Here is a 21,544-nt window from a genome sequence, read left to right as displayed (position 1 = left end):
GCTCGGGTCGGTGCTCTTTAGACTGGCGCCCTCCTCCGATTCATTAGCAGCACCTTCATGCCCACTGCATTTCCCGAAGATTCCGTCGGTCTGGTCAGTCCCCAGGTATTCCGTTTCAGCGAACCCCTGGCACTGGCCTGCGGGCGCAGCCTGGCCGAGTACGAACTGGTCGTCGAAACCTATGGCGAACTGAACGCCGCACACAGCAATGCCGTGCTGATCTGCCACGCGCTGTCCGGCCATCATCACGCCGCCGGCTATCACAGCCCGGACGATCGCAAACCCGGCTGGTGGGACAGTTGCATCGGCCCCGGCAAACCTATCGACACCAACAAGTTCTTCGTCGTCAGCCTCAACAACCTGGGCGGCTGTAATGGTTCCACCGGCCCAAGCAGCGCCAACCCGGCCACTGGCAAGCCCTATGGCGCCGACTTCCCGGTGATGACGGTGGAAGACTGGGTGCACAGTCAGGCACGCCTTGCCGATGTGCTCGGCATCGGCCAATGGGCGGCGGTGATCGGCGGCAGTCTCGGCGGCATGCAGGCCATGCAGTGGACCATCAGCTACCCCGAGCGCGTACGCCACTGCCTGGCGATTGCCTCGGCGCCCAAGCTGTCGGCGCAGAACATCGCCTTCAACGAAGTGGCGCGCCAGGCGATCCTCACTGACCCGGAGTTTCACGGCGGGCATTTCCAGGAACAGGGCGTGATCCCCAAGCGCGGGCTGATGCTGGCGCGCATGGTCGGGCACATTACCTACCTGTCCGATGACGCCATGGGCGAGAAATTCGGCCGTGGCCTGAAGAGCGAGAAGCTCAACTACGACTTCCACAGTGTCGAGTTCCAGGTGGAAAGCTATCTGCGCTATCAGGGCGAGGAGTTCTCCGGCCGCTTCGATGCCAACACCTACCTGCTGATGACCAAGGCGCTGGACTACTTCGACCCGGCCGCCGCCAACGACGGCGACCTGGCCAAGACCCTGGCCGCCGCCAAAGCGGACTTCTGCGTGATGTCCTTCACCACCGACTGGCGCTTCTCCCCCGCCCGCTCGCGGGAGATCGTCGACGCCCTGACGGCGGCGAAGAAAAACGTCTGCTACCTGGAAATCGACGCACCGCAGGGCCATGACGCCTTCCTCATGCCGATCCCACGTTACCTGCAGGCGTTCGACAGCTACATGAAGCGAATCGAGGTATGAGCATGCGAGCGGATCTGGACATCATCCAGGAATGGATCGCCCCGGGCAGCCGTGTGCTCGACCTGGGCTGTGGTGACGGCGAGTTGCTGGCCTGGCTGCGCGACAACAAGCAGGTGGCCGGCTATGGCCTGGAGATCGACCCGGACAAGATCGCCCTGTGCATCGAGCGCGGCGTCAACGTCATCGAGCAAAACCTCGACCTCGGCCTGGGCAACTTCGCCAGCAACAGCTTCGATGTAGTGGTCATGACCCAGTCGCTGCAGGCGCTGCATTACCCGGACAAGGTGCTGGCCGAGATGCTGCGTGTCGGCAGGACCTGCATCATCACCTTCCCCAATTTCGGCCACTGGCGCTGCCGCTGGTACCTGACGACGAAAGGTCGCATGCCGGTATCGGACTTCTTGCCCTATACCTGGTACAACACCCCGAACATCCACTTCTGCACCTTCGAGGACTTCGAGCGTCTCTGTCACGCCCAGGGTGCCCGTGTGGAAGAACGCCTGGCAGTGGACCGTGACCACCGCCATGGCCTGGCAAGCCGCATCTGGCCCAACCTGCTGGGCGAGATCGGCATCTACCGCATCAGCGGCGCGGACCTGTCCGCCCACCGCGTCGCGGTCTGAACGAGGAGAACATCATGAGCCGCATCATCCCCTTCCTGATCGCCCTGTGCCTGGCCCTGCCGGCCGCCGCCGAGCGCAAGCAGAGCTTCGGCGATCTCGACGTGCACTACAGCGTGTTCAACTCCAGCTTCATCCAGCCAGAGATTGCCGTGGCGGCGGGACTGACTCGTAGCAAGACCCTGGGCGTGATCAACGTCGCCGTGCTCAAAGCCGGCAAACCCAGTACCGCCGTGGTCGGTGGCGAGGTGAAGAACCTGCTGGGGCAGAGCACCGCGTTGACCTTCAGGCAGGTCACCGAGAGCGGCGCCATCTATTACCTGGCACAGTTCCCCTTCTCCAGCCGCGAGATTCTCAGCTTCACCCTCGACGTGCGCCAGGGCGACAATACGCACCGCATCACCTTCAACCAGGAAATGTTCCCGGATGACTGATGCTGAAGGCGCTGCCAGCGCCTTTGCGTAGGAGCCCTGCCACGGAACGAAGCTTTCGCGGCGAGGCGCGCTCCTGCAGGTTCTGTAATTCAACGTTCAACTGACAGGCAACATCCGCATGATCGACCTCAAGGAACTGGTACTGGCCAGCCATAACGCCGGCAAGCTCAAAGAGTTGCAGGCCATGCTCGGCGATGCGGTGCGCGTGCGTTCCATCGGTGAGTTCAGCCAGGTCGAACCGGAAGAGACCGGCCTGTCGTTCGTCGAGAACGCCATCCTCAAGGCACGCAACGCCGCGCGCATCTCCGGCCTGCCGGCGCTGGCCGACGACTCCGGCCTGGCGGTGGATTTCCTCGGCGGCGCGCCCGGCATCTACTCGGCGCGCTATGCCGATGGCCAGGGCGACGCGGCGAACAACGCCAAGCTGCTAGAAGCCCTGAAAGACGTGCCGGAAGCCGAGCGCAGCGCACAGTTCGTCTGCGCCCTGGCACTGGTGCGCCACGCCGACGATCCGCTGCCAATCCTCTGTGAAGGCCTGTGGCACGGCAGCATCCTGCATGAAGCCCGTGGTGAGCATGGCTTCGGCTACGACCCGCTGTTCTGGGTGCCGGAAGCCAACTGCTCCAGTGCCGAACTGCCTGCCGAGCAGAAGAACCGCCTCAGCCACCGCGCCCGCGCCATGGCCCTGCTCAAGCAGCGCCTGGGGCTGGCATGAGCGATTCCGCTGGCGGGAGTTTCCTGCTCCCGCCCCTGGCGCTCTATATCCACATCCCGTGGTGCGTGCGCAAATGCCCTTACTGCGACTTCAACTCCCATGCTGCCGGGCCGACGCTGCCTGAAGAAGAGTACGTCGACGCGCTGCTCGCCGACCTCGACATCGACGTGCAGCACGCCCACAGCCGGCCGCTGAGCTCGATCTTCTTCGGTGGCGGCACGCCCAGCCTGTTCTCCGACCGTGCCCTGGGGCGCCTGCTGGAAGGTGTCGAGCGACGCATCGCCTTCGCGCCGGACATCGAAATCACCCTGGAAGCCAACCCCGGCACCTTCGAGCAGGCCAAGTTCAAGGGCTACCGTGCACTGGGCATCAATCGTCTATCCATCGGCGTGCAAAGTTTCCAGGAAGCCAAGCTCAAGGCGCTCGGACGCATCCACAATGGCGACGAGGCCATCCGTGCTGCTGATATGGCGCGTGCTGCCGGCTTCGACAACTTCAACCTCGATCTGATGCACGGCCTGCCGGAGCAGAGCATCGAGGACGCCCTGTTCGACCTGCGCACCGCCATCGCCCAGGCCCCCACGCACCTGTCCTGGTACCAACTGACGATGGAGCCGAACACGGTGTTCTGGAGCCAGCCGCCCGAGCTGCCCGAGGATGATCTGCTGTGGGACATCCAGGAGGCCGGCCAGGCGCTGCTCGCCGCCGAGGGCTACGCGCAGTACGAGGTGTCCGCCTACGCCCAGCCCGGCAAACAGGCGCGGCACAACCTCAACTACTGGACCTTCGGCGACTTTCTCGGTATCGGCGCCGGCGCCCACGCCAAGCTGAGCACACCCGCAGGGCGCATCCAGCGCACCTGGAAAACCCGGCTGCCGAAGGACTACCTCGACCCGGCCAAGGCATTCCAGGCCGGTGAACGCCTGCTGGCAGCCGACGAGCTGCCCTTCGAGTTCCTGATGAACGTGCTGCGCCTGACCGAAGGCGCGCCGGCCGAGCTGTTCAGCCAGCGCACCGGCCTGCCGTTGCAGCAGCTCGAACAGGCACGCCGCGAAGCCGAGCGCCTGGGCCTGCTGCAAGCCGACGAAACTCGGCTGGTCGCCACGGCAAAGGGTCAGCTGTTTCTCAACGATCTGCTGCAGCAGTTCCTGGCCTAGTTCCGCCACAGCGTCACGACAATCCGTTAGTCTTGGGCGCTTCGCTTGCGCAGCCCTGATGCCGCTGCACTGACCGTTAAGCCTGCCAAGGAGCCTGAATGGATCTGCTACTGGACCTGATCGTCACCCTCTCGCGCTGGAGCCGCAGCCACCTCGGCGATATCTCCCTGGCCATCATGGCCACTCTGCTGGTGCTGTTCGGCCCAGCCATCAACGCCTGGGTTCAACGCACCATCGGCAACCTCAATTTCGTCCTGCGCACCCTGCTGTTCGTGGTGTTCTGCGCGGTCGGCTACGGCCTGGCGATCGTCTTCCTCACACCCTGGTTGGCCAAGGGCCTGGCGCACTTCAACAACTACACACTGGCGCCGGTGCTGATCCTGATCTTCGTGGTGATCGGCATATTGGCCGACAGGAATTAGGTCGACAACGAAGCGCGATCGCATTCGCTGCAAGAAGAACACCGCCCGACTGGATGCGATTTCCCCTGCGGAGCGGTGTCAGCCACGGACAGTGGCCTTCGCGGCTGAAGCCGCTCCTACGGCGAGGGGCGAACCGCTGTTTCTACAGCACGAACTTGGACACTTCGCTACCGATCTGCCGGCCTAGCGCCTGCAGGTTGGAGGCAGCTGCCGAGGCAGCATGGCTGCTCTGCGACATCTGATCGCCCATGGCGCGGATGTTCTCGGTGTTGCGGTTGACCTCCACGGTGACACAGGCCTGCTCTTCCGCCGCCGAGGCGATCTGCGCGGCCATGTCGTTGATCTGCCCGACCGCATCGGTGATCTGCTGCAACAGGTCACTGGCCGCCTGGGCATCAGTCACACTCTGCGAAGCCTTGGCAGCGGCGTTGTCCATCACCCCGACTGCCTGGCGGGTGGCGTCCTGCAGTACCTGGATCATCGCCTCGATCTCGCGGGTCGACTCATGGGTGCGCTTGGACAGCACGCGCACCTCGTCGGCCACCACCGAAAAACCACGACCGTGCTCGCCGGCACGCGCCGCCTCGATGGCCGCGTTTAGGGCCAGCAGGTTGGTCTGGTCAGCAATGCTGGCGATGGTGGAGAGAATCGAGCTGATCTCGTTGGAGTGGCGGTGCAATTCATCGATGATGCGCCCGGCCCCTTCGACTTCTTCAGCCAGCAGTGCGATGGACTGCTGGCTGCGCTCCACCTGGCGGCGCCCTTCCACACTCAGGCTGACCGAATCCACGGCCTGACCGGAGGCGGTCTCGGCATTGTGCGAGATTTCCTGTGTGGCAGAAGCCATCTGCGTCACCGCAGTGGCCACCAGGTGCAGCTCGGACTGGTGCTGCTGCACGTGCTGGTTCTGCGCTTGAGCATCCTGCGCCACCTGTCCGGACTCACTACTCAGCGCCACGGCGACATCGCGCAGACGGGAAATGATGCCGTGCAGTTGCTCGATGAAGCGGTTGAAGCTGCTCGATAGCTGGCCAATCTCGTCATTGGAGTTGACCGGCAGGCGCTGGGTCAGGTCACCATTGCCTTCGGCGATGGCGTTGAGGTTGTGACGGATCTGCTCGAGATCACGGAACAGCACACGGCCCAGCAGAGCCAGCACCAGAATGGCGACGGCCAGCATGCCGATACCGATGATCAACTGCACAGCGAGCTGCTTACGCACAGGCGCGAGTACTTTTGCCTCATCCATGACCATCACGAACGTCCACCGGGTATTGGGGATCTCGACGGCGTACAGCAGGCTATCGGTGCCCGCCACCTCAGCCTCAGTGAGACGACGCTGCTGCACCAGGGCCTTGAGCTGCTCGCCACCCAGCGTTGGCGAAAAGTCGGAAGCCGACTTGGTGCGCCACTCCTTGTCGGGGTGCGCGATCATCTGCCCGCTCTGGTCGATCAACAGTGCGTAGCCGTCACCGGGGATACTCAGTTGGCCGATTGTCTCGGTCAGCGTATCGAGCGTCAGGTTGGCGCCGACCACGCCAATCAGCGTGCCGTTGCGGCGTGCCGGGTAGGCGATGGTCACCACGTAGGCACCATCGGTGAGCGAAACGTAAGGGTCGCTGATGAACACATCGTTGTTCTTCTCAGCGCCCTGATACCAGCCGCGCTGGCGCGGATCGTAGTTCTGCAGGATCACCGTCGGGTCATTCTGCAGCATCTGTCCATCGACGGTGCCGATGTAGGTGATATTGAAGGCGAAGGTCGCCCAGGTCTGCTGCAGCAGGATGTGCGGGGCGATCTGCGGCTGCTGCACCAGGCTGCCCGCAGTGGTCTTCACGGCGTTGATACGGTCGTGCATCCAGTTGCCCAGGTTGACCGATATCGACTGAGCGAAGCCGTCGATATCCCGCCGCAGGGTGTCATTGACGGTCCGATCCAGGGACGAAACGCTCTGCCAGATCAGCACCATGCTGACCAGCGATAACAGCGCCGCCGCCGTCAGAGTGATTTTCAGGCGCAGCGGCCAATCCTTGATATTCATGCACAGGACTCCATCGATGCCAGGCTCGAGCAGACACCTGTCGTTGAAAGCCAGATCCATGACAAAGCGACGCAGCGCAGGAGCACGAGCCTCTGGCGGGCGTTCAGCGCAGAGCGTTATCAGCGGGATCTGGAAGCGGTTATGGGTTGCCCGGGAACCTGGGTAGCCTTGACGGGCACACGCAGGTAATAAGCGACCGTACGACGGAGAACGTGAAGCCGAGAATGTGCAAAACCGCTGAAAAACACTGAAATAGAGCGGCCCCATACTTCCAGCGAGGGATCTGCTGAGCACCTCGCTCAGGGCTGCAGCCAGCTCAGCACGCGCTCAGTCAGTTGTTCGGGCGTGCGCCGAGCGGGCAACTCAAGTGGCGGGCCATCCAGGCTTCGTGAGAATGGACGAGACGCGCGACCCGCAGACCGACCAGCCGGAGCTGACGATGCGCTGGTCGCGCCAGTGAGGACGGTTCAGTTACCTTCGCGACGCAACGCCTGCGGGGTGAAGTCGCGCGGGCTCAGTCGGGCGTTGAAGTCGTACATCTTCTCGTTGTTATCCAGGCCGTCAGCGAAGTAGCGGCCACCCTTGAGGTCGTAAATAGTCTCCAGGGTCGAGCCGAACATCGGCACGTCGTAGTAGCTGATCGGGTGGGCTTCCTGCAGGCCGATCAGGTTGCCGTTGCGGTCATACAGGTCGACGGCGAGGATCTGCCAGCTGTCCTCGTCCAGATAGAAACGGCGCTTGCCGTAAGGATGGCTGAAGCCGGTACGCAGATCCGCCTCGACCACCCAGACGCGGTGCAGCTCGTAACGCAACAGCTCGGGGTTGACGTGCTTGGCCTGCAGGATATCGGCATAGGGAATGCCGCGCTGGTGCACGGCATAGCTGTTGTAGGGCACCAGCATCTCGCGCTTGCCCAACAACTGCCACTCGTAGCGATCCGGGGCGCCATTGTAGGAATCCACCTGGTCGGCGGTGGCCATGCCGTTGGTGTCAGGCTGCAGGGTATCGTAGGCAAGCATCGGCAGACGGCGCACACGGCGCTCGCCACGGTTGAAACGCCAGGCCTTTCGGATCGCCAGCACCTGATCGAGGGTTTCCTGCACCACCAGCGCCGAGCCAGCCAGCTTGGCCGGGGCCACGACCTTGTACTTGTAGTGGAACAGGGTGTTGTCCAGGTCCTGCGGGGCCACGCCGTCACGGCCGTAGACGAAGTAGATGTCGCGCTCGAGCTTGAGCAGGTTGTAACTACCGTTGCTGAGCACCGCCGCCTGATTGGTGGCCATGCTGATCTGGTCGCCGCGATAACGCATGACGTGGTTCCAGATCGCCTCCTGGCCGTTCGCCGGCAGCGGGAACGGCACGCCGGAAGCAGCCCCCTGAACGCCATTGCCACCGGCAATCAGCTCGGCATTGAGGGCGTTGAAGCGAGTGGCATCGTAGATGCGTTGTGGTGCGGCTGCACTGCGGCGGGTCGGGAATATGCGCAGGTAGAAGCTGGGGTTCTGCTGCAGCAGGGTCTTGAGGCCGACCGGCAGCTGCTGTTCGTACTGCGCCAGGTTCTGGCTATCGACCCGGTACAGCAGTTTGTCGTCAGCATAGGGATCAGGATGATGCATGCCCGGCTGGTAATTGGCCGGCGGCGTGGCCAGGCCACCCGTCCAGGCCGGAATGGTGCCACTGGCATTGCCGGCACGCTCGCCGCCAAGCGGCGTCAGTTCCTGACCCAGGCGCGCGGCCTGGCTGGCATCGACCTTGGCCTGGGCCTGAAACGCCAGGGCAGTCAGCAGAAGAAGGGAAACCGATCTCAACACAATGCTCTCCTCGCGGCGCCTAGAAGCGGGGCCGCTATTGTCCGCGCCCCTTGTAGGTGCGCTTGTCTTTGTTGTGTTCTGAGAGCCTGCTCACGATCTCGCGAGCTAAAGCGATACAACACCGATGGCGGCCCCGCAAAAACAAGCGAGGAACGGTCGGAGTCGCGCTCGACTTTACGATTGGTAAATGAGCATGACTCGCTTCGCTCGCCCCTTCGGGACCGCACCAGAGGCGCGTTAGCCGCAAGCGGCTTTCCAAGCTTGTTTTTAACGCAGTAGCGCCGACGCGCAGCAGATCGTGAGCAGGTTCTGAGGTGAGGCGCCATCCTGGCTGTCGGGTTATCCCGATCTGATCGTGCATCCTGCCGGTTCTAATCGAATGCTTGTCGCTGGGTGGATTATTCCTGACGCTGGAATTTCAGATCCCACACGCCATGGCCGAGACGCTCGCCACGACGTTCGAACTTGGTCACCGGGCGCTCCTCGGGACGCGGCACGTAGGTGCCATCGGCCGCCAGGTTGCGATAGCCCGGCGCTGCATTCATCACTTCGAGCATATGCTCGGCGTAGTTCTCCCAATCGGTAGCCATGTGTAGTACACCACCGATCTTCAACTTGCTACGCACCAGCTCGGCGAAAGCCGGCTGGACGATGCGGCGCTTGTGGTGCCGCGATTTGTGCCAGGGGTCGGGGAAGAACAGCAGCACGCGATCGAGGCTGGCATCGGCGACGCAGTCGCGCAGCACTTCCAGCGCATCGCAGCTGTACACGCGAATGTTGCGCAGATTCTGCACCATCGCGCCGCTCAGCAACGCACCGACGCCGGGTTTGTGTACCTCGACGCCAATGAAATCCTGCTCGGGCGCGGCAGCGGCCATCTCCAGGGTGGAGTGGCCCATACCGAAGCCGATCTCGAAGGTGCGCGGCGCGCTGCGGCCGAATACCTGATCGAAATCGCGCAGGCCATCTTCCAGCTCCAGGCCGAACAGCGGCCAGCCCTTGTCGATGCCGCGCTGCTGGCCTTCGGTCATGCGCCCGGCGCGCATCACGAAGCTCTTGATGGTACGGCGCTGGCGACCGTCTTCGGTCAGTTCGGGCTGTTGGGTATCGGTCATGCTGGGCTCTTGTCGAGTGTTTTACGACTCTGCGGGCTGAAGCCCTGCATTCAACGCAGCAGGGCCAACGCGCAGCAAATCGTCATCCTTAGTTGATCAGGCCAGTCAGCGGCGACGACGCACTGGCATAAAGTTTCTTCGGCATGCGGCCGGCCAGGTAGGCCAGGCGGCCCGCCTCGACGGCATGCTGCATGGCGCGCGCCATGAGCACCGGATTCTGCGCTTCGGCAATGGCGCTGTTCATCAGCACCGCCTCGCAGCCCAGCTCCATGGCGATGGTGGCGTCGGAGGCCGTGCCCACGCCGGCATCGACCAGCACCGGCACCTTCGATTCCTCGAGAATGATGCGCAGGTTGTACGGGTTGCAGATGCCCAGGCCCGAGCCGATCAGGCCGGCCAGCGGCATCACCGCGATGCAGCCGATTTCGCCCAGTTGGCGGGCGATGATCGGATCGTCACTGGTGTACACCATGACGTCGAAACCGTCCTTGACCAGCACTTCGGCGGCCTTGATGGTTTCAATGACGTTGGGGAACAGGGTTTTCTGATCGGCCAGCACTTCCAGCTTGACCAGGTTGTGGCCATCGAGCAGCTCGCGAGCCAGGCGGCAGGTGCGTACGGCCTCGACGGCGTCATAGCAGCCAGCGGTATTGGGCAGGATGGTGTATTTGTCCGGGCTGATCACGTCGAGCAGGTTCGGCTCACCGGGGTTCTGGCCGATATTGGTACGGCGCACCGCCACGGTGACGATCTCGGCCCCGGAGGCGGCGATGGCGTCGCGGGTCTCATCCATATCCTTGTACTTGCCGGTACCGACCAGCAGGCGCGACTGGAACGTACGACCGGCCAGGGTGAAGGGCTTGTCGCTGCGAACTTGGCTCATGGAATACTCCTCGTGAGGTCAACCGCCGCCGATGGCGTGCACCACTTCCACCTGATCGCCCTCGGCGAGCTGGGTGCTGTCGTGCTGGCTGCGTGGAACGATGTCCTGATTGAGCTCGACCGCCACACGGCGCCCGGTCAGATCGAGGCGAACCAATAGGTCGGCGACGCTCTGGTTATCCGGCAGTTCGAAGGGTTCACCATTCAACTGGATACGCATGACGACTCGGTCACAACTGGAAAGAGGGCCGGCATTCTAGCCCGTTAACTGGCCACTACCAAGGTTAAAAGGCGCCATTCGTCCTCATTTCTGACGCCAGGGTCAGGTCTGCCAACGTAGGGTGCGCCGTGCGCACCGCTGGCCGCCGGCCGCCCCTGAGGCTCGATCGAGACGCAGGGCTTACGTCAGCCTCCAGGCCGCCAGCCCCAGGCACAGCCAGCCAACGAGGAAGGCGACGCCGCCGAAAGGCGTGATCATGCCCAGCTTGCCGATCCCGCTGAGGGTCAGCAGATAGAGGCTGCCGGAGAACAGCACGATGCCTAGCGCGAAGGCGCCACCCGCCAGGTTCACCAGCCGGCCGGGCGCATGCATCGCCAGCAGGCCGACGCCGAACAGGGCCAGCGCGTGGATCAGTTGGTAATGCGTACCGGTCTGGAACACTGCCAGATACTCCGGGGTCAGCCTGTGCTTCAGACCATGGGCCGCGAACGCGCCCAGAGCGACACCGGTGAAGCCGGTAAATGCGGACAACAGTAGCCAGAGACGCGCCATGGAAACTCCTGATGAGATCGACCTGAACGCAGTTTAACCATTGAGCCTTAAGACGAAATGATCGTTATTGTCACACCGGTACTCAATCCTGCGGTTTCACGGGAACTTACTCGGCACTTTTTGTTGCCCGCCATCCTTGGCGGCAACCCTTCGGGCCTTCGCAAAGCGACGTCAAAAATCGCTTCCGGCGATTTTTTGTTTTAATAGCGCCACATCCGATCAATGCGAGACCTCATGCTCCGAGCCCTGACCCGCCGCCTGCTGAAACTGCTGCTCTGGCTGATCCTGGCCAGCGTGCTGCTGGTACTTGCCCTGCGCTGGGTACCGCCGCCCGGTACGGCGCTGATGATCGAGCGCAAGATCGAATCCTGGGGCAGCGAACAGCCCATTGAACTGAAGCGCCAGTGGCGTCCCTGGAAAGAACTACCGGACCACCTGAAGATGGCGGTGATCGCCGCTGAAGACCAGAAGTTCGCCGAGCATTGGGGTTTCGATGTCGGCGCGATTCAGGCAGCCCTGGCACACAACCAGAGCGGCGGCTCACTCAGGGGCGCCAGCACCCTCAGCCAGCAGGTGGCGAAGAACCTGTTTCTCTGGTCCGGCCGTAGTTGGCTGCGCAAGGGCCTGGAAGCCTGGTTCACCGCGCTGATCGAACTGCTCTGGCCGAAGGAGCGCATCCTCGAGGTCTATCTCAACAGCGTCGAGTGGGGCGATGGCATCTTCGGCGCCGAAGCCGCCGCACAACATCATTTTGGCGTCGGCGCGCCCTATCTGAATCGCCAGCAGGCCAGCCAGTTGGCAGCGGTGCTACCCAATCCGCTGCGCTGGAGCGCCGGTCGACCCGACGCCTACGTCAATCGCCGCGCCGCCTGGATTCGTCAGCAGATGTCGCAGCTCGGTGGCAGTCATTACCTCAATCAGCTCAAGCCGCAGCGCCCCGATTGGTGGCCGCGCTGGCTGTAGAAACCGCCGGATGACGCTGCTCGGTGCGCGCGGCGCACCCTACGGTCGGAACGCCGGACGGCGTAGGGTGCGCCGTGCGCACCAGGGATCTCAATCGGCGCGCTAGCGGTGAGGCGCGAACGCGCCTTTGGGCAACGCATGCAGCAACGCGACGTCCTCGCCACGCAAGTGTACGGTGAGCCCCCATTGCGGATAGACCCAGGCCTGGCCATCAGCCAGTTCCAGGGTCAGCCGTGGTTGCCCGAGACTGGCGGCCAGGCGCTCGCTGGCCAGCGCTTGCGGGGCACTCAGATTGAGGCTGGCAATGGAAAAACCAGCCATCTGGTCGATCAGTGACTGACCAAGGGCCAGCTCGGCATCACCGGCCTGGAGGCCCTGCGCCGCCATCAGGCTGTCGCGCTGCTCCAGGCTCAACCTCAGCTCCGCCTCGAGCAACCAGCCGCCCTCTTCCCCCTCGAGCGACGCACGATAGAAAAGCCGTGCACCGTCCAGGCGCGGTTCCAGCCACAGCTCTCCCGGAGCCACTGCCTGCACATCACCTAGCGTCAGTTCGTCTTCGGCCAACGGCTGCAACAATACATCACGCCACTGCTGCAGATTGGCTAGCGGATGCACCTCACCGCTGCGCATCAGCCAGGCACCCCAGGCGAAAAACAGCACGGCCACGACCACGAATACCAGCCAGTGCTGTGCTTTCAGAGGGGCTTTGTTCACGGCAATTGCTCCAGACAGAAAAAAGCCGCACCTGAGTGCGGCTTTTGGGGTAACGACAGACTCAGGCGGCAATACAACCCTTGAGTTTGTTCATCGCGTTCTTCTCGAGCTGGCGAATACGCTCGGCGGACACGTTGTACTTGGCAGCCAGGTCGTGCAGCGTCGCCTTCTCCTCGGCCAACCAACGCTGGTGGAGAATGTCGCGACTGCGCTCGTCCAGGCTTTCCAGCGCTTCGTGCAGGTTGCTGCTGGAACTGTCGCTCCAGTCGGCATCTTCGAGCTGACGAGCCGGGTCGTAGCGGTGGTCTTCCAGATAATGTGCAGGCGACTGGAAGGCGCTGTCATCGTCGGCATCGGCTGCCGGGTCAAAGGCCATGTCCTGGCCGGTCAGACGACTTTCCATTTCGCGCACTTCGTGCGGCTCGACGCCCAGGCTTGCGGCCACGGCAGTGACTTCATCGTTGTTCAGCCAAGCCAGACGCTTCTTCTGGCTACGCAGGTTGAAGAACAGTTTGCGCTGGGCCTTGGTGGTGGCCACTTTGACGATGCGCCAGTTCTTCAGGATGAACTCGTGGATTTCCGCGCGAATCCAGTGCACGGCGAACGACACCAGACGCACACCCATTTCCGGGTTGAAGCGCTTGACCGCCTTCATCAGGCCGACGTTGCCTTCCTGGATCAGGTCGGCCTGGGCCAGACCATAACCGGAGTAGCTGCGGGCGATATGCACCACGAAACGCAGGTGGGCCAACACCATCTGGCGGGCGGCCTCGAGATCCTGCTGGTAAAAGAGATTTTCGGCCAGTTCACGCTCCTGCTCGGGCGTCAGCAGCGGAATGCTGTTGACCGCATGCACGTACGCTTCCAGGTTGGCGCCTGGAACCAGAGCATGAACAGGTTGCAAGGAAGTGGACATTCGAATCCTCCGATTCATAAAACTCGTGCAGTGTAGCACTGCGCTATCTGATACAGAGCCTGTGGATAAGTTCCCTGACAGATAGTCAATATCAACCAAAACAATGACTTGCCAGCTTTCGTTCAGCCTCTCCGAACAGCGCCCTAACGGGGCGCAAGTTCGTTCAGATGCCGTGCCACTGCCAGCCAGGCGCCAATATAGCCCAACAGCACGGCGCCGAGCAGCAGCGAAAAACCGTCGGAAGAAGGTACGCCACCCAGCGCGAAATCGCTACCGTAAAGGCCGGCCAAACGTACTACAGCATCGTTCAGCCAATCCAGCCCGAAGGCCAGCAGCAGCCAGGCGAAGATGCCGGCGCCAAAACCGTACAACGCGCCCATATAAAGGAAGGGACGACGCACGTAGCCATCGGTTCCACCAACCAGCTTGATCACCTCGATCTCGGCGCGGCGGTTCTCGATGTGCAGGCGGATGGTGTTGCCGATCACCAGCAGCAGCGCCAGGATCAGCAGCAGGCTGAGGCCGAAGACAAAGCGATCACCCAGCTTGAGGATCGCAGTCAAACGCTCGACCCAGACCAGATCGAGCTGCGCCTGCTCCACCTTGGGCAGCTCCGCCAGGCGCTGGCGCAGGGCTTCGAGTTTGGTTTTGTCGACCTCCTTCGGCGTCACCAGTACCACGCCCGGCAGCGGGTTCTCCGGCAGCTCCTTCAGCGCCTGGCCCAGCCCCGAGAGTTGCTGGAATTCCTCCAGCGCCTGCTCGCGACTGATCCACTCGGCGTCGGAGACGTCATCCATCGCCGCGATCTGCTCGCGCAGCGCCTGGCCGTCACGCTCGCCAGCGGACATGTCGAGAAACAGGGAAATCTGCGCCGCACGTTGCCAGGAACCGCCGAGTTTCTCGACGTTATCCAACAGCAGCGACAGGCCCATGGGCAGGCTCAGTGCCACGGCCATCACCAGGCAGGTGAAGAAACTGCCGATGGGTTGGCGCGCCAGGCGGCGCAGGCTGTCGACCAGGCTGGCGCGGTGGCTTTCCAGCCAGGCATTGAGCAACGTGCGAAAATCCGGCTCATCCGCCGGGCCGTCGACCACCTTGTTGCGCGGCGCCGCGCCGACCCGTTCGGCCGGTTGTGGTGTGGGCATCTTCGATGCGCTCATCAAGCAGCCTCCCCGTCACCGATCAGGCGACCGCGTTGCAGGGTCAACATGCGCTGGCGCATGCGCGCGATCAGCGCCAGGTCGTGGCTGGCGATCAGCACCGTGGTGCCCAACTGGTTGATGTCTTCGAACACGCCCATGATCTCGGCGGCCAGACGTGGGTCGAGGTTACCGGTGGGTTCGTCCGCCAGCAGCAGGGCTGGCCGGTGGACGATGGCGCGGGCGATGCCGACGCGCTGTTGCTGACCGGTGGACAGGTCGCCAGGCGACTGCGCCGCCTTGTCGCTGAGGCTGACCCGTTCCAGCGCGGCGCCGACGCGCTTGCCGATTTCCGGCTTGGACAGGCCGAGAATCTGCAGCGGCAGGGCAACGTTGTCATACACGGTGCGATCGAACAGCAGCTGATGGTTCTGGAACACCACACCGATCTGCCGACGCAGGAAAGGAATCTGCGCATTGGTGATGGTCGACAGATCCTGCCCGGCCAGCAGCAATTTGCCGCTGGTGGGTCGCTCCATCGCCAGCAGCAAACGCAACAGCGTGCTCTTGCCGGCACCGGAGTGACCGGTGACGAAAAGAAATTCGCCGGGGCGAACGCGGAAGCTCAGCTCGTGCAGCCCGACATGGCCATTAGGGTAACGCTTGGCGACCTGCTCGAATCGGATCATCCGCGTTCACGCTCCTCGAAGAGTGCCTGGACGAAGGCCTGCGCCTGGAACGGGCGCAGATCATCAATGCCTTCACCCACGCCGATATAACGAATCGGCAGGCCGAACTGCTTGGCCAGGGCGAAGATGACGCCGCCCTTGGCGGTGCCGTCGAGCTTGGTCAGCGCCAGGCCGGTGAGGTTCACGGTCTGGTTGAACTGCTTGGCCTGGTTGATGGCGTTCTGCCCGGTGCCGGCGTCGAGCACCAGCAGCACTTCGTGCGGCGCCGTCTCATCCAGCTTGCCGATCACGCGGCGGACCTTCTTCAGCTCTTCCATCAGGTTGTCTTTGGTGTGCAGGCGCCCGGCGGTATCGGCGATCAGCACATCGATGCCGCGCGACTTGGCGGCCTGCACCGCATCGAAGATCACCGAGGCAGAATCGGCGCCGGTGTGCTGGGCGATCACCGCGATGTTGTTGCGCTCGCCCCAGACCTGCAGCTGCTCCACCGCAGCGGCGCGGAAGGTATCGCCAGCGGCGAGCATGACCTTCTTGCCTTCTAGCTGCAGCTTCTTGGCCAGCTTGCCGATGGTGGTGGTCTTGCCCACGCCATTTACACCCACGACGAGAATCACGTAAGGCTGTTTGGCAGTGTCGATGACCAGCGGCTGCTCGACCGGCTTGAGCAGGGTCACCAACTCCTCCTGCAGCGCCTTGTACAAGGCGCCGCTGTCGGCCAGTTCCTTGCGCGCCACACGCTTGGTCAGGTTACCGATAATCGCGGTGGTCGCCTCGACGCCAACATCGGCAGTCAGCAGGCGGGTTTCCAGGTCGTCGAGCAGGTCATCGTCGATGGCCTTCTTGCCGAGGAACAGGCTGGCCATGCCCTCGCCGAGACTGGCGCTGGTCTTCGATAGGCCTTGCTTGAGGCGGGCAAAGAAACTCGGCTTTTCCTGCGTGACTGGCGCAGCGACGGTAGCCGGCGCAACAACTTCGGGCAGGGCTTCGACGACAGGCTCAGGCACGACCGGCGGCTGTTCAGCGACAACAGGAGTGGCGGCCGGGGGTTCGGCAACGAGCGGCTCAGGCTGTAGCGCTGATGCAGGCGCGACCTCAGCCACTTCAGGCTCTACTGCCGGCAAGGCTTCGGGCGCGGGCTCAGGGGGCGACGGCTCGGCAGGTATCTGATCAGACACCAGTTGTTCGACGGGCGCGGGCTGAGCCGGCTCGGCAGCAGTCTCTGCGGGCTTCTTGCGCCACCAGCTGAACAGGGATTTCTTCTCTTCATTCACAGGCTGAGCCTGAGTACCGACCTCGGCCGGTGGATTCTTGTCGTCTTTGGAACCAAACATGGGTCATCTCAAAGGGGCGAGCAGTCGTCGCAGGCAGCCTGCGCCGCGGACCGCATCCAGAAAAATTCGCTTGCCAGGCATGTCCCGGGGCAATAGCCCGCACGGGCACATCAGAAGGGCTTGCGCTGCCAGAAACAACCCGAGACTTTACCACTTTAGAGCGCTACCGCGCAGCGTTGCTGGCTGCCCGTTGCCAGCCGCTGATCAGTCGCTTGCCGCCACCGCCTTCGCCAACGAGAGCGTCAGGAGCGGTAACGCCAAAACCTATACAAAACCTGTACAAACCATGCACAATTGTCGAGCATTTTTCTAAGCTCAGTCTTTTTGCGGGGTCGCCAACATGCTCGTTCGCCTAACCTATGCCAGCCGCGCCAGCCATGGCATTTCTTCGCAGCTGATCCGCGAGATTCTGGAAAGCTCGCAACGCAACAACCCGGCACGCGGCCTCACCGGCATTCTGTGCTGCAACGCCGATACTTTTCTTCAGGCATTGGAGGGACCGCGGACGGCCATCAACGCCTTGTACAACCGCCTGACCGAGGACAATCGCCACAAGGACCTGACGATTCTCGACTACGAAGAGATCAGCGTACGCCGCTACGCCAACTGGAGCATGGGCTGGGCCGGCGCCAAGCAGGCCAACCGGGAGCTGTTTCTGAAGTACTCCTGCAGCGACCGCCTGGACCCTTTCAGCATGAGCGCAGCGCAGGTCAATGGCCTGTTGCTGGAACTGTCGGCAAGCGTGAGCACTATCAGCGCCCCAATCATCGACTGAATCCAACTCACTGCCACGCAGAACCTAATTGCCTGCGCCGATGTCGGAACGGCGGGCGATGCCTCGCCGTATGGATGGGGTATCCTGACGCCCTCTCGTCAACGGCGGTTCGACCGCCCCGGCCATCCAACAGGACGACACCTGATGATTGTCTCTGCACACCGTACCCTCGGTCTGATCATGGGGGTGCTCTGCCTGCCGCTGGCTGCGTTCGCCGCCGCGCCGCAGCCTACCCACGAATTCAAACTGGACAACGGCCTCAAGGTCATCGTCCGTGAAGATCACCGCGCCCCCGTGGTGGTTTCGCAGATCTGGTACAAGGTCGGCTCCAGTTACGAGACGCCCGGTTCCACCGGCCTGTCCCATGCACTGGAACACATGATGTTCAAGGGCAGCGGCAAGTTCGGCCCCGGCGAAGCCTCGCGCATCCTGCGTGAACTGGGCGCCGAGGAAAATGCCTTCACCAGCGACGACTACACCGCCTACTACCAGGTACTGGCCAGTGACCGCCTGGGCGTGGCCCTGGAGCTGGAGGCCGATCGCCTCGCCAGCCTGACGCTGCCAGCTGCCGAGTTCGCCAAGGAGATCGAAGTAATCAAGGAAGAGCGCCGCCTGCGCACCGACGACCGTCCGTCTTCGCTGGCCTATGAGCGTTTCAAGGCCATGGCCTATCCGGCCAGCGGCTACAGCATCCCCACCATCGGCTGGATGGCCGACCTCGACCGCATGCACATCGACGAGCTGCGTGCCTGGCACCAGAAGTGGTACGCACCGAACAACGCCACCCTGGTGGTGGTCGGTGACGTGACCGCGGATGAGGTCAAGAGCCAGGTGCAGCGCTACTTCGGCGACATTCCGCGCGGTGAGGTGCCAACCGCCAAACTGCCGCTGGAACTGGCTGCGCCGGGCGAACGCCGCACCACGCTGTACCTCAAGACGCAGTTGCCGAGCCTGATCATGGGCTTCAACGTGCCAGGCCTGGCCACCGCCGAAACGCCACGACAGGTCTATGCCCTGCGCCTGGCCGCTGCCCTGCTTGACGGCGGTTACAGCGCTCGTCTGTCCACCCGCCTGGAGCGTGGCGAAGAACTCGTCTCCGGCGCCAGCGCCTGGTACAACGCCTTCACCCGCGGCGACAGCCTGTTCATTCTCTCGGCCACGCCCAACGTGCAAAAAGGCAAGACCCTGGAGCAGGCCGAAACCGGCCTGTGGCGCGAGCTGGAAGAATTGAAGAAAGCTCCGCCGTCCGCTGACGAATTGGCGCGGGTGCGCGCCCAGGTCATCGCCGGCCTGGTGTTCGAGCGCGACTCGATCACCAGCCAGGCGACCAGCATCGGCCAACTGGAAACCGTCGGCCTGTCCTGGCAACTGATCGACCAGGAGCTGGCCGAGCTGGAGGCCGTAACCCCGGCCGACATCCAGCAGGCCGCGCGCACCTTCTTCGTCCGCGACCGCCTGAGCGTCGCCCACGTACTGCCCGAAGAGTCCCGCAATGAGGAGTCCCGCCCATGAAGACTGAGCAACGCCGCCTGGGCCTGCTCGGCCTGATCCTGTCCAGTGCCCTGGCGCTGGGCGCCTGCGCCAACCTGTCCGATAGCACCGTGACTGGCGATGCCGCCAAGCTGCAGTCGCTGGCTGCGCTCGACGGTAAAGCGCCAACGCGCCGCACCCTGGATATCCAGACTTGGAACACCGCGCAAGGCGCCAAGGTGTTGTTCGTCGAAGCGCACGAGCTGCCGATGTTCGACCTGCGCCTGACCTTCGCCGCCGGCAGCAGTCAGGACGGCAGCTTGCCGGGCCTGGCCACCCTGACCAACGCCATGCTCAAAGAAGGTGTGCCGGGCAAGGACGTCGGCGCCATCGCCGCCGGTTTCGAGGGCCTTGGTGCCGAGTTTGGCAACGGCGCCTATCGCGACATGGCGGTGGCCAGCCTGCGCAGCCTCAGCGCACAGGAGCAACGCGCGCCCGCCCTGGCACTGTTCGCCGATGTACTGGGCAAGCCCACTTTCCCCGCCGACTCGCTGGCACGGATCAAGAACCAGTTGCTCGCCGGCTTCGAGTTCCAGAAGCAGAACCCCGGCAAGCTGGCCAGCCTGGAGCTGTTCGAGCGCCTGTACGGCCAGCACCCCTACGCTCACCCGAGCGACGGCACCGCGCAGTCGATCCCGGCCATCACTCGCCAGCAGTTGCAGGCTTTCCATGCCCGCGCCTATGCCGCCGGCAATGCGGTGATCGCGCTGGTTGGTGATCTGTCGCGCAGCGAAGCCGAGGCCATCGCCAATCAGGTGTCCGTAGCACTGCCGCAAGGCCCGGCACTGGCCAAGATCACCCAGCCGCAAGCGCCCAAGCCGGGCGTCAGCCATATCGAGTACCCGTCCAACCAGACCCATCTGATGATCGCCCAGCTCGGCATCGACCGCCGCGACCCGGACTATGCCGCGCTGTACCTGGGTAACCAGATCTTTGGCGGCGGCGGTTTCGGTACGCGCCTGATGAGCGAAGTGCGCGAGAAACGCGGCCTGACCTATGGCGTCTACTCCGGGTTCAGCGCCATGCAGGCGCGTGGCCCGTTCATGATCAATCTGCAGACCCGTGCCGAGCTCAGCGAAGGCACTCTGGCTCTGGTCAAGCAACTGCTCGCCGACTACCTGCGTGACGGTCCGACCCAGCAGGAACTGGACAACGCCAAGCGCGAACTGGCCGGCAGCTTCCCGCTGTCCACAGCCAGCAATGCCGACATCGTCGGCCAGTTGGCGTCGATGGGCTTCTACGACCTGCCGCTGACCTATCTGGACGACTTCATGCGTGACGTGCAAAACCTGAGCACCGAACAAGTGAAAGCGGCGATGGCCAAACACCTCGACTCCGAGGCACTGGTGGTGGTCACCGCTGGCCCGACGGTGGCGCAGAAGGAATTGCCTCCGCCCACCGAACGGCCGGCCGAACTGCCCAGCGCGGTGCCACACTGATGCGCGGTCGCACACCGCAAAATCCTGCCGCCAAGGTTCACGGCGGCCAGGGCCAGTTACGCATCATCGGCGGGCAGTGGCGTTCGCGGCGCTTCGCCTTCCCCGACGGGCCAGGCCTGCGCCCGACCCCGGATCGGGTGCGTGAGACGCTGTTCAACTGGCTGGCGCCTTATGTCGAGGGCGCCCACGTGCTCGATCCCTTCGCCGGCAGTGGTGCACTGCTGCTCGAAGCGCTGTCGCGCGGCGCCGCCAGCGGCCTGGCCTGCGACCTCAACCCGGCGTCGGTGGCCGCGCTGCGCGGCCACCTGACGACACTGCAGTGCAGCGACGGTGAGATCCAGCAGGGCGACGCCCTGCAGATGCTGGCCCGCCCGGCGCCGCGCTGCTTCGATATCGTCCTGCTCGACCCGCCCTTCCACAAGGATCTGCTACAGGACGCCTGCAACCTGCTGGAAGCACAGGGCTGGTTGGCAGATGACGCCTGGGTCTATACCGAAAGCGAAACGGCGCCCTCGACCCTCGGCTTGCCCGGCAACTGGCGCCTGCACCGCGAGAAGCACACAGGCCAGGTGCATTACGCACTGTGGCAGCGTGGATGAAAGACTTCATCTACGACCACCTGCCCTACCTGCTGCTGATCGCCCTGGCGCTGCCGGTATTGTTCAGCCAGCAGGAAATTGCACTGAACCTGCAGCGCGCGATACCGCACAATCCCAACGCAGGCATTACCATCGGCCTAGCCAACCAGCGTATCGCCGCCCTGCTGGTTTTGGCCTGGTGCGCCTGGCGCATACTGCGCAAGCGCCGCCGCTGATGGCGTAGGGCGGATCGGAACGCCGACCGCTCGTAGCACCAGTGCGTAGGGCGGACTCAGGAGCGCCA

General features: G+C 63.5%; 23 protein-coding genes and 1 pseudogene. 12 read left to right on the top strand and 12 right to left on the bottom strand.

Annotated elements, in window-relative coordinates:
* Positions 1-57 precede the first annotated feature (57 nt).
* The 6 genes from metX (at position 58) to INS93_RS13045 (ending at position 4,545) form a co-directional block, all read left to right on the top strand.
* Complete coding sequence (gene metX, locus INS93_RS13070) at positions 58-1,197, top strand: homoserine O-succinyltransferase MetX (protein ID WP_192982583.1); 1,140 nt, start codon at positions 58-60, stop codon at positions 1,195-1,197.
* A gap of 2 nt (positions 1,198-1,199) precedes the next feature.
* The gene (metW, locus tag INS93_RS13065; protein ID WP_160020049.1) at positions 1,200-1,820 is read left to right on the top strand and encodes a methionine biosynthesis protein MetW; all 621 of its coding nucleotides are present in this window, start codon (positions 1,200-1,202) and stop codon (positions 1,818-1,820) included.
* 14 nt (positions 1,821-1,834) lie between these two features.
* Positions 1,835-2,251 carry a DUF4426 domain-containing protein gene (locus INS93_RS13060; protein WP_192982580.1) on the top strand — a complete coding sequence of 139 codons (417 nt, stop codon included), beginning with the start codon at positions 1,835-1,837 and terminating at the stop codon, positions 2,249-2,251.
* A gap of 118 nt (positions 2,252-2,369) precedes the next feature.
* Complete coding sequence (gene rdgB / locus INS93_RS13055; protein ID WP_192982577.1) at positions 2,370-2,966, top strand: RdgB/HAM1 family non-canonical purine NTP pyrophosphatase; 597 nt, start codon at positions 2,370-2,372, stop codon at positions 2,964-2,966.
* Positions 2,963-4,123, top strand: coding sequence for a radical SAM family heme chaperone HemW (gene hemW, locus INS93_RS13050; protein ID WP_192982574.1), 1,161 nt, complete (start codon positions 2,963-2,965; stop codon positions 4,121-4,123). The genes rdgB and hemW overlap by 4 nt, the downstream gene beginning before the upstream one ends.
* Positions 4,124-4,221: 98 nt before the next feature.
* Positions 4,222-4,545 (top strand): DUF3392 domain-containing protein, encoded by a 324-nt coding sequence (locus INS93_RS13045; RefSeq protein ID WP_017675845.1) that lies wholly within the window; start codon positions 4,222-4,224, stop codon positions 4,543-4,545.
* A 142-nt stretch (positions 4,546-4,687) separates the two neighbouring features.
* On the opposite strand, the gene INS93_RS25115 is transcribed toward INS93_RS13045, so the two are convergent.
* The 7 genes and pseudogenes from INS93_RS25115 to INS93_RS13015 form a co-directional block, all read right to left on the bottom strand.
* The gene (locus INS93_RS25115; protein WP_371929168.1) at positions 4,688-5,413 is read right to left on the bottom strand and encodes a methyl-accepting chemotaxis protein; all 726 of its coding nucleotides are present in this window, start codon (positions 5,411-5,413) and stop codon (positions 4,688-4,690) included.
* Between the two features lie 132 nt (positions 5,414-5,545).
* A pseudogene (locus INS93_RS25110) lies at positions 5,546-6,514 on the bottom strand (cache domain-containing protein); the annotation flags it as partial.
* 539 nt (positions 6,515-7,053) lie between these two features.
* Positions 7,054-8,397 carry a DUF1329 domain-containing protein gene (locus tag INS93_RS13035; protein ID WP_192982568.1) on the bottom strand — a complete coding sequence of 448 codons (1,344 nt, stop codon included), beginning with the start codon at positions 8,395-8,397 and terminating at the stop codon, positions 7,054-7,056.
* Between the two features lie 398 nt (positions 8,398-8,795).
* Positions 8,796-9,512 carry a tRNA (guanosine(46)-N7)-methyltransferase TrmB gene (gene trmB / locus INS93_RS13030; protein ID WP_192982566.1) on the bottom strand — a complete coding sequence of 239 codons (717 nt, stop codon included), beginning with the start codon at positions 9,510-9,512 and terminating at the stop codon, positions 8,796-8,798.
* A gap of 88 nt (positions 9,513-9,600) precedes the next feature.
* Positions 9,601-10,395 carry a thiazole synthase gene (locus INS93_RS13025; RefSeq protein WP_192982564.1) on the bottom strand — a complete coding sequence of 265 codons (795 nt, stop codon included), beginning with the start codon at positions 10,393-10,395 and terminating at the stop codon, positions 9,601-9,603.
* Between the two features lie 18 nt (positions 10,396-10,413).
* Positions 10,414-10,614 (bottom strand): sulfur carrier protein ThiS, encoded by a 201-nt coding sequence (thiS, locus tag INS93_RS13020; protein WP_061240208.1) that lies wholly within the window; start codon positions 10,612-10,614, stop codon positions 10,414-10,416.
* A 180-nt stretch (positions 10,615-10,794) separates the two neighbouring features.
* A complete protein-coding gene (locus INS93_RS13015) occupies positions 10,795-11,166 on the bottom strand; it encodes a DUF423 domain-containing protein (protein WP_192982562.1) in 372 nt (123 codons plus the stop codon).
* A gap of 234 nt (positions 11,167-11,400) precedes the next feature.
* Here INS93_RS13015 and mtgA point away from each other — a divergent pair, with 234 nt between their 5' ends.
* Positions 11,401-12,129, top strand: coding sequence for a monofunctional biosynthetic peptidoglycan transglycosylase (mtgA, locus tag INS93_RS13010; protein WP_160020058.1), 729 nt, complete (start codon positions 11,401-11,403; stop codon positions 12,127-12,129).
* 102 nt (positions 12,130-12,231) lie between these two features.
* Here the strand turns inward: mtgA and INS93_RS13005 are convergent, their stop codons facing one another.
* From INS93_RS13005 to ftsY, 5 genes are all read right to left on the bottom strand, one after another.
* Entirely contained in the window at positions 12,232-12,843 is a 612-nt protein-coding gene (locus tag INS93_RS13005) for a hypothetical protein (protein WP_192982560.1), read from the bottom strand.
* A 61-nt stretch (positions 12,844-12,904) separates the two neighbouring features.
* Positions 12,905-13,759, bottom strand: a complete 855-nt coding sequence (gene rpoH / locus INS93_RS13000) for an RNA polymerase sigma factor RpoH (RefSeq protein ID WP_192982558.1) — start codon at positions 13,757-13,759, stop codon at positions 12,905-12,907.
* A gap of 143 nt (positions 13,760-13,902) precedes the next feature.
* Complete coding sequence (gene ftsX, locus INS93_RS12995) at positions 13,903-14,919, bottom strand: permease-like cell division protein FtsX (RefSeq protein WP_160020061.1); 1,017 nt, start codon at positions 14,917-14,919, stop codon at positions 13,903-13,905.
* On the bottom strand, positions 14,919-15,587 hold the full coding sequence (gene ftsE, locus INS93_RS12990) for a cell division ATP-binding protein FtsE (RefSeq protein ID WP_017675858.1): 669 nt from the start codon (positions 15,585-15,587) through the stop codon (positions 14,919-14,921). The genes ftsX and ftsE overlap by 1 nt, the downstream gene beginning before the upstream one ends.
* Positions 15,584-16,918, bottom strand: a complete 1,335-nt coding sequence (gene ftsY / locus INS93_RS12985) for a signal recognition particle-docking protein FtsY (RefSeq protein ID WP_192982557.1) — start codon at positions 16,916-16,918, stop codon at positions 15,584-15,586. Before ftsY ends, ftsE begins: the two co-directional genes overlap by 4 nt.
* 340 nt (positions 16,919-17,258) lie before the next feature.
* Here ftsY and INS93_RS12980 point away from each other — a divergent pair, with 340 nt between their 5' ends.
* From INS93_RS12980 to INS93_RS12960, 5 genes are all read left to right on the top strand, one after another.
* Positions 17,259-17,693, top strand: a complete 435-nt coding sequence (locus INS93_RS12980; RefSeq protein ID WP_160020063.1) for a BLUF domain-containing protein — start codon at positions 17,259-17,261, stop codon at positions 17,691-17,693.
* A gap of 144 nt (positions 17,694-17,837) precedes the next feature.
* The gene (locus INS93_RS12975; protein WP_192982555.1) at positions 17,838-19,205 is read left to right on the top strand and encodes a M16 family metallopeptidase; all 1,368 of its coding nucleotides are present in this window, start codon (positions 17,838-17,840) and stop codon (positions 19,203-19,205) included.
* A complete protein-coding gene (locus INS93_RS12970; RefSeq protein WP_192982553.1) occupies positions 19,202-20,662 on the top strand; it encodes a M16 family metallopeptidase in 1,461 nt (486 codons plus the stop codon). Before INS93_RS12975 ends, INS93_RS12970 begins: the two co-directional genes overlap by 4 nt.
* Complete coding sequence (gene rsmD, locus INS93_RS12965; protein ID WP_192982551.1) at positions 20,662-21,261, top strand: 16S rRNA (guanine(966)-N(2))-methyltransferase RsmD; 600 nt, start codon at positions 20,662-20,664, stop codon at positions 21,259-21,261. The genes INS93_RS12970 and rsmD overlap by 1 nt, the downstream gene beginning before the upstream one ends.
* On the top strand, positions 21,258-21,476 hold the full coding sequence (locus INS93_RS12960) for a hypothetical protein (RefSeq protein ID WP_192982549.1): 219 nt from the start codon (positions 21,258-21,260) through the stop codon (positions 21,474-21,476). Before rsmD ends, INS93_RS12960 begins: the two co-directional genes overlap by 4 nt.
* Positions 21,477-21,544 lie beyond the last annotated feature (68 nt).

This window comes from Pseudomonas sp. EggHat1 (assembly GCF_014892995.1).
GTDB lineage: Bacteria > Pseudomonadota > Gammaproteobacteria > Pseudomonadales > Pseudomonadaceae > Aquipseudomonas > Aquipseudomonas chaetocerotis.
This window is presented reverse-complemented; position numbering and strand designations above follow the sequence as displayed.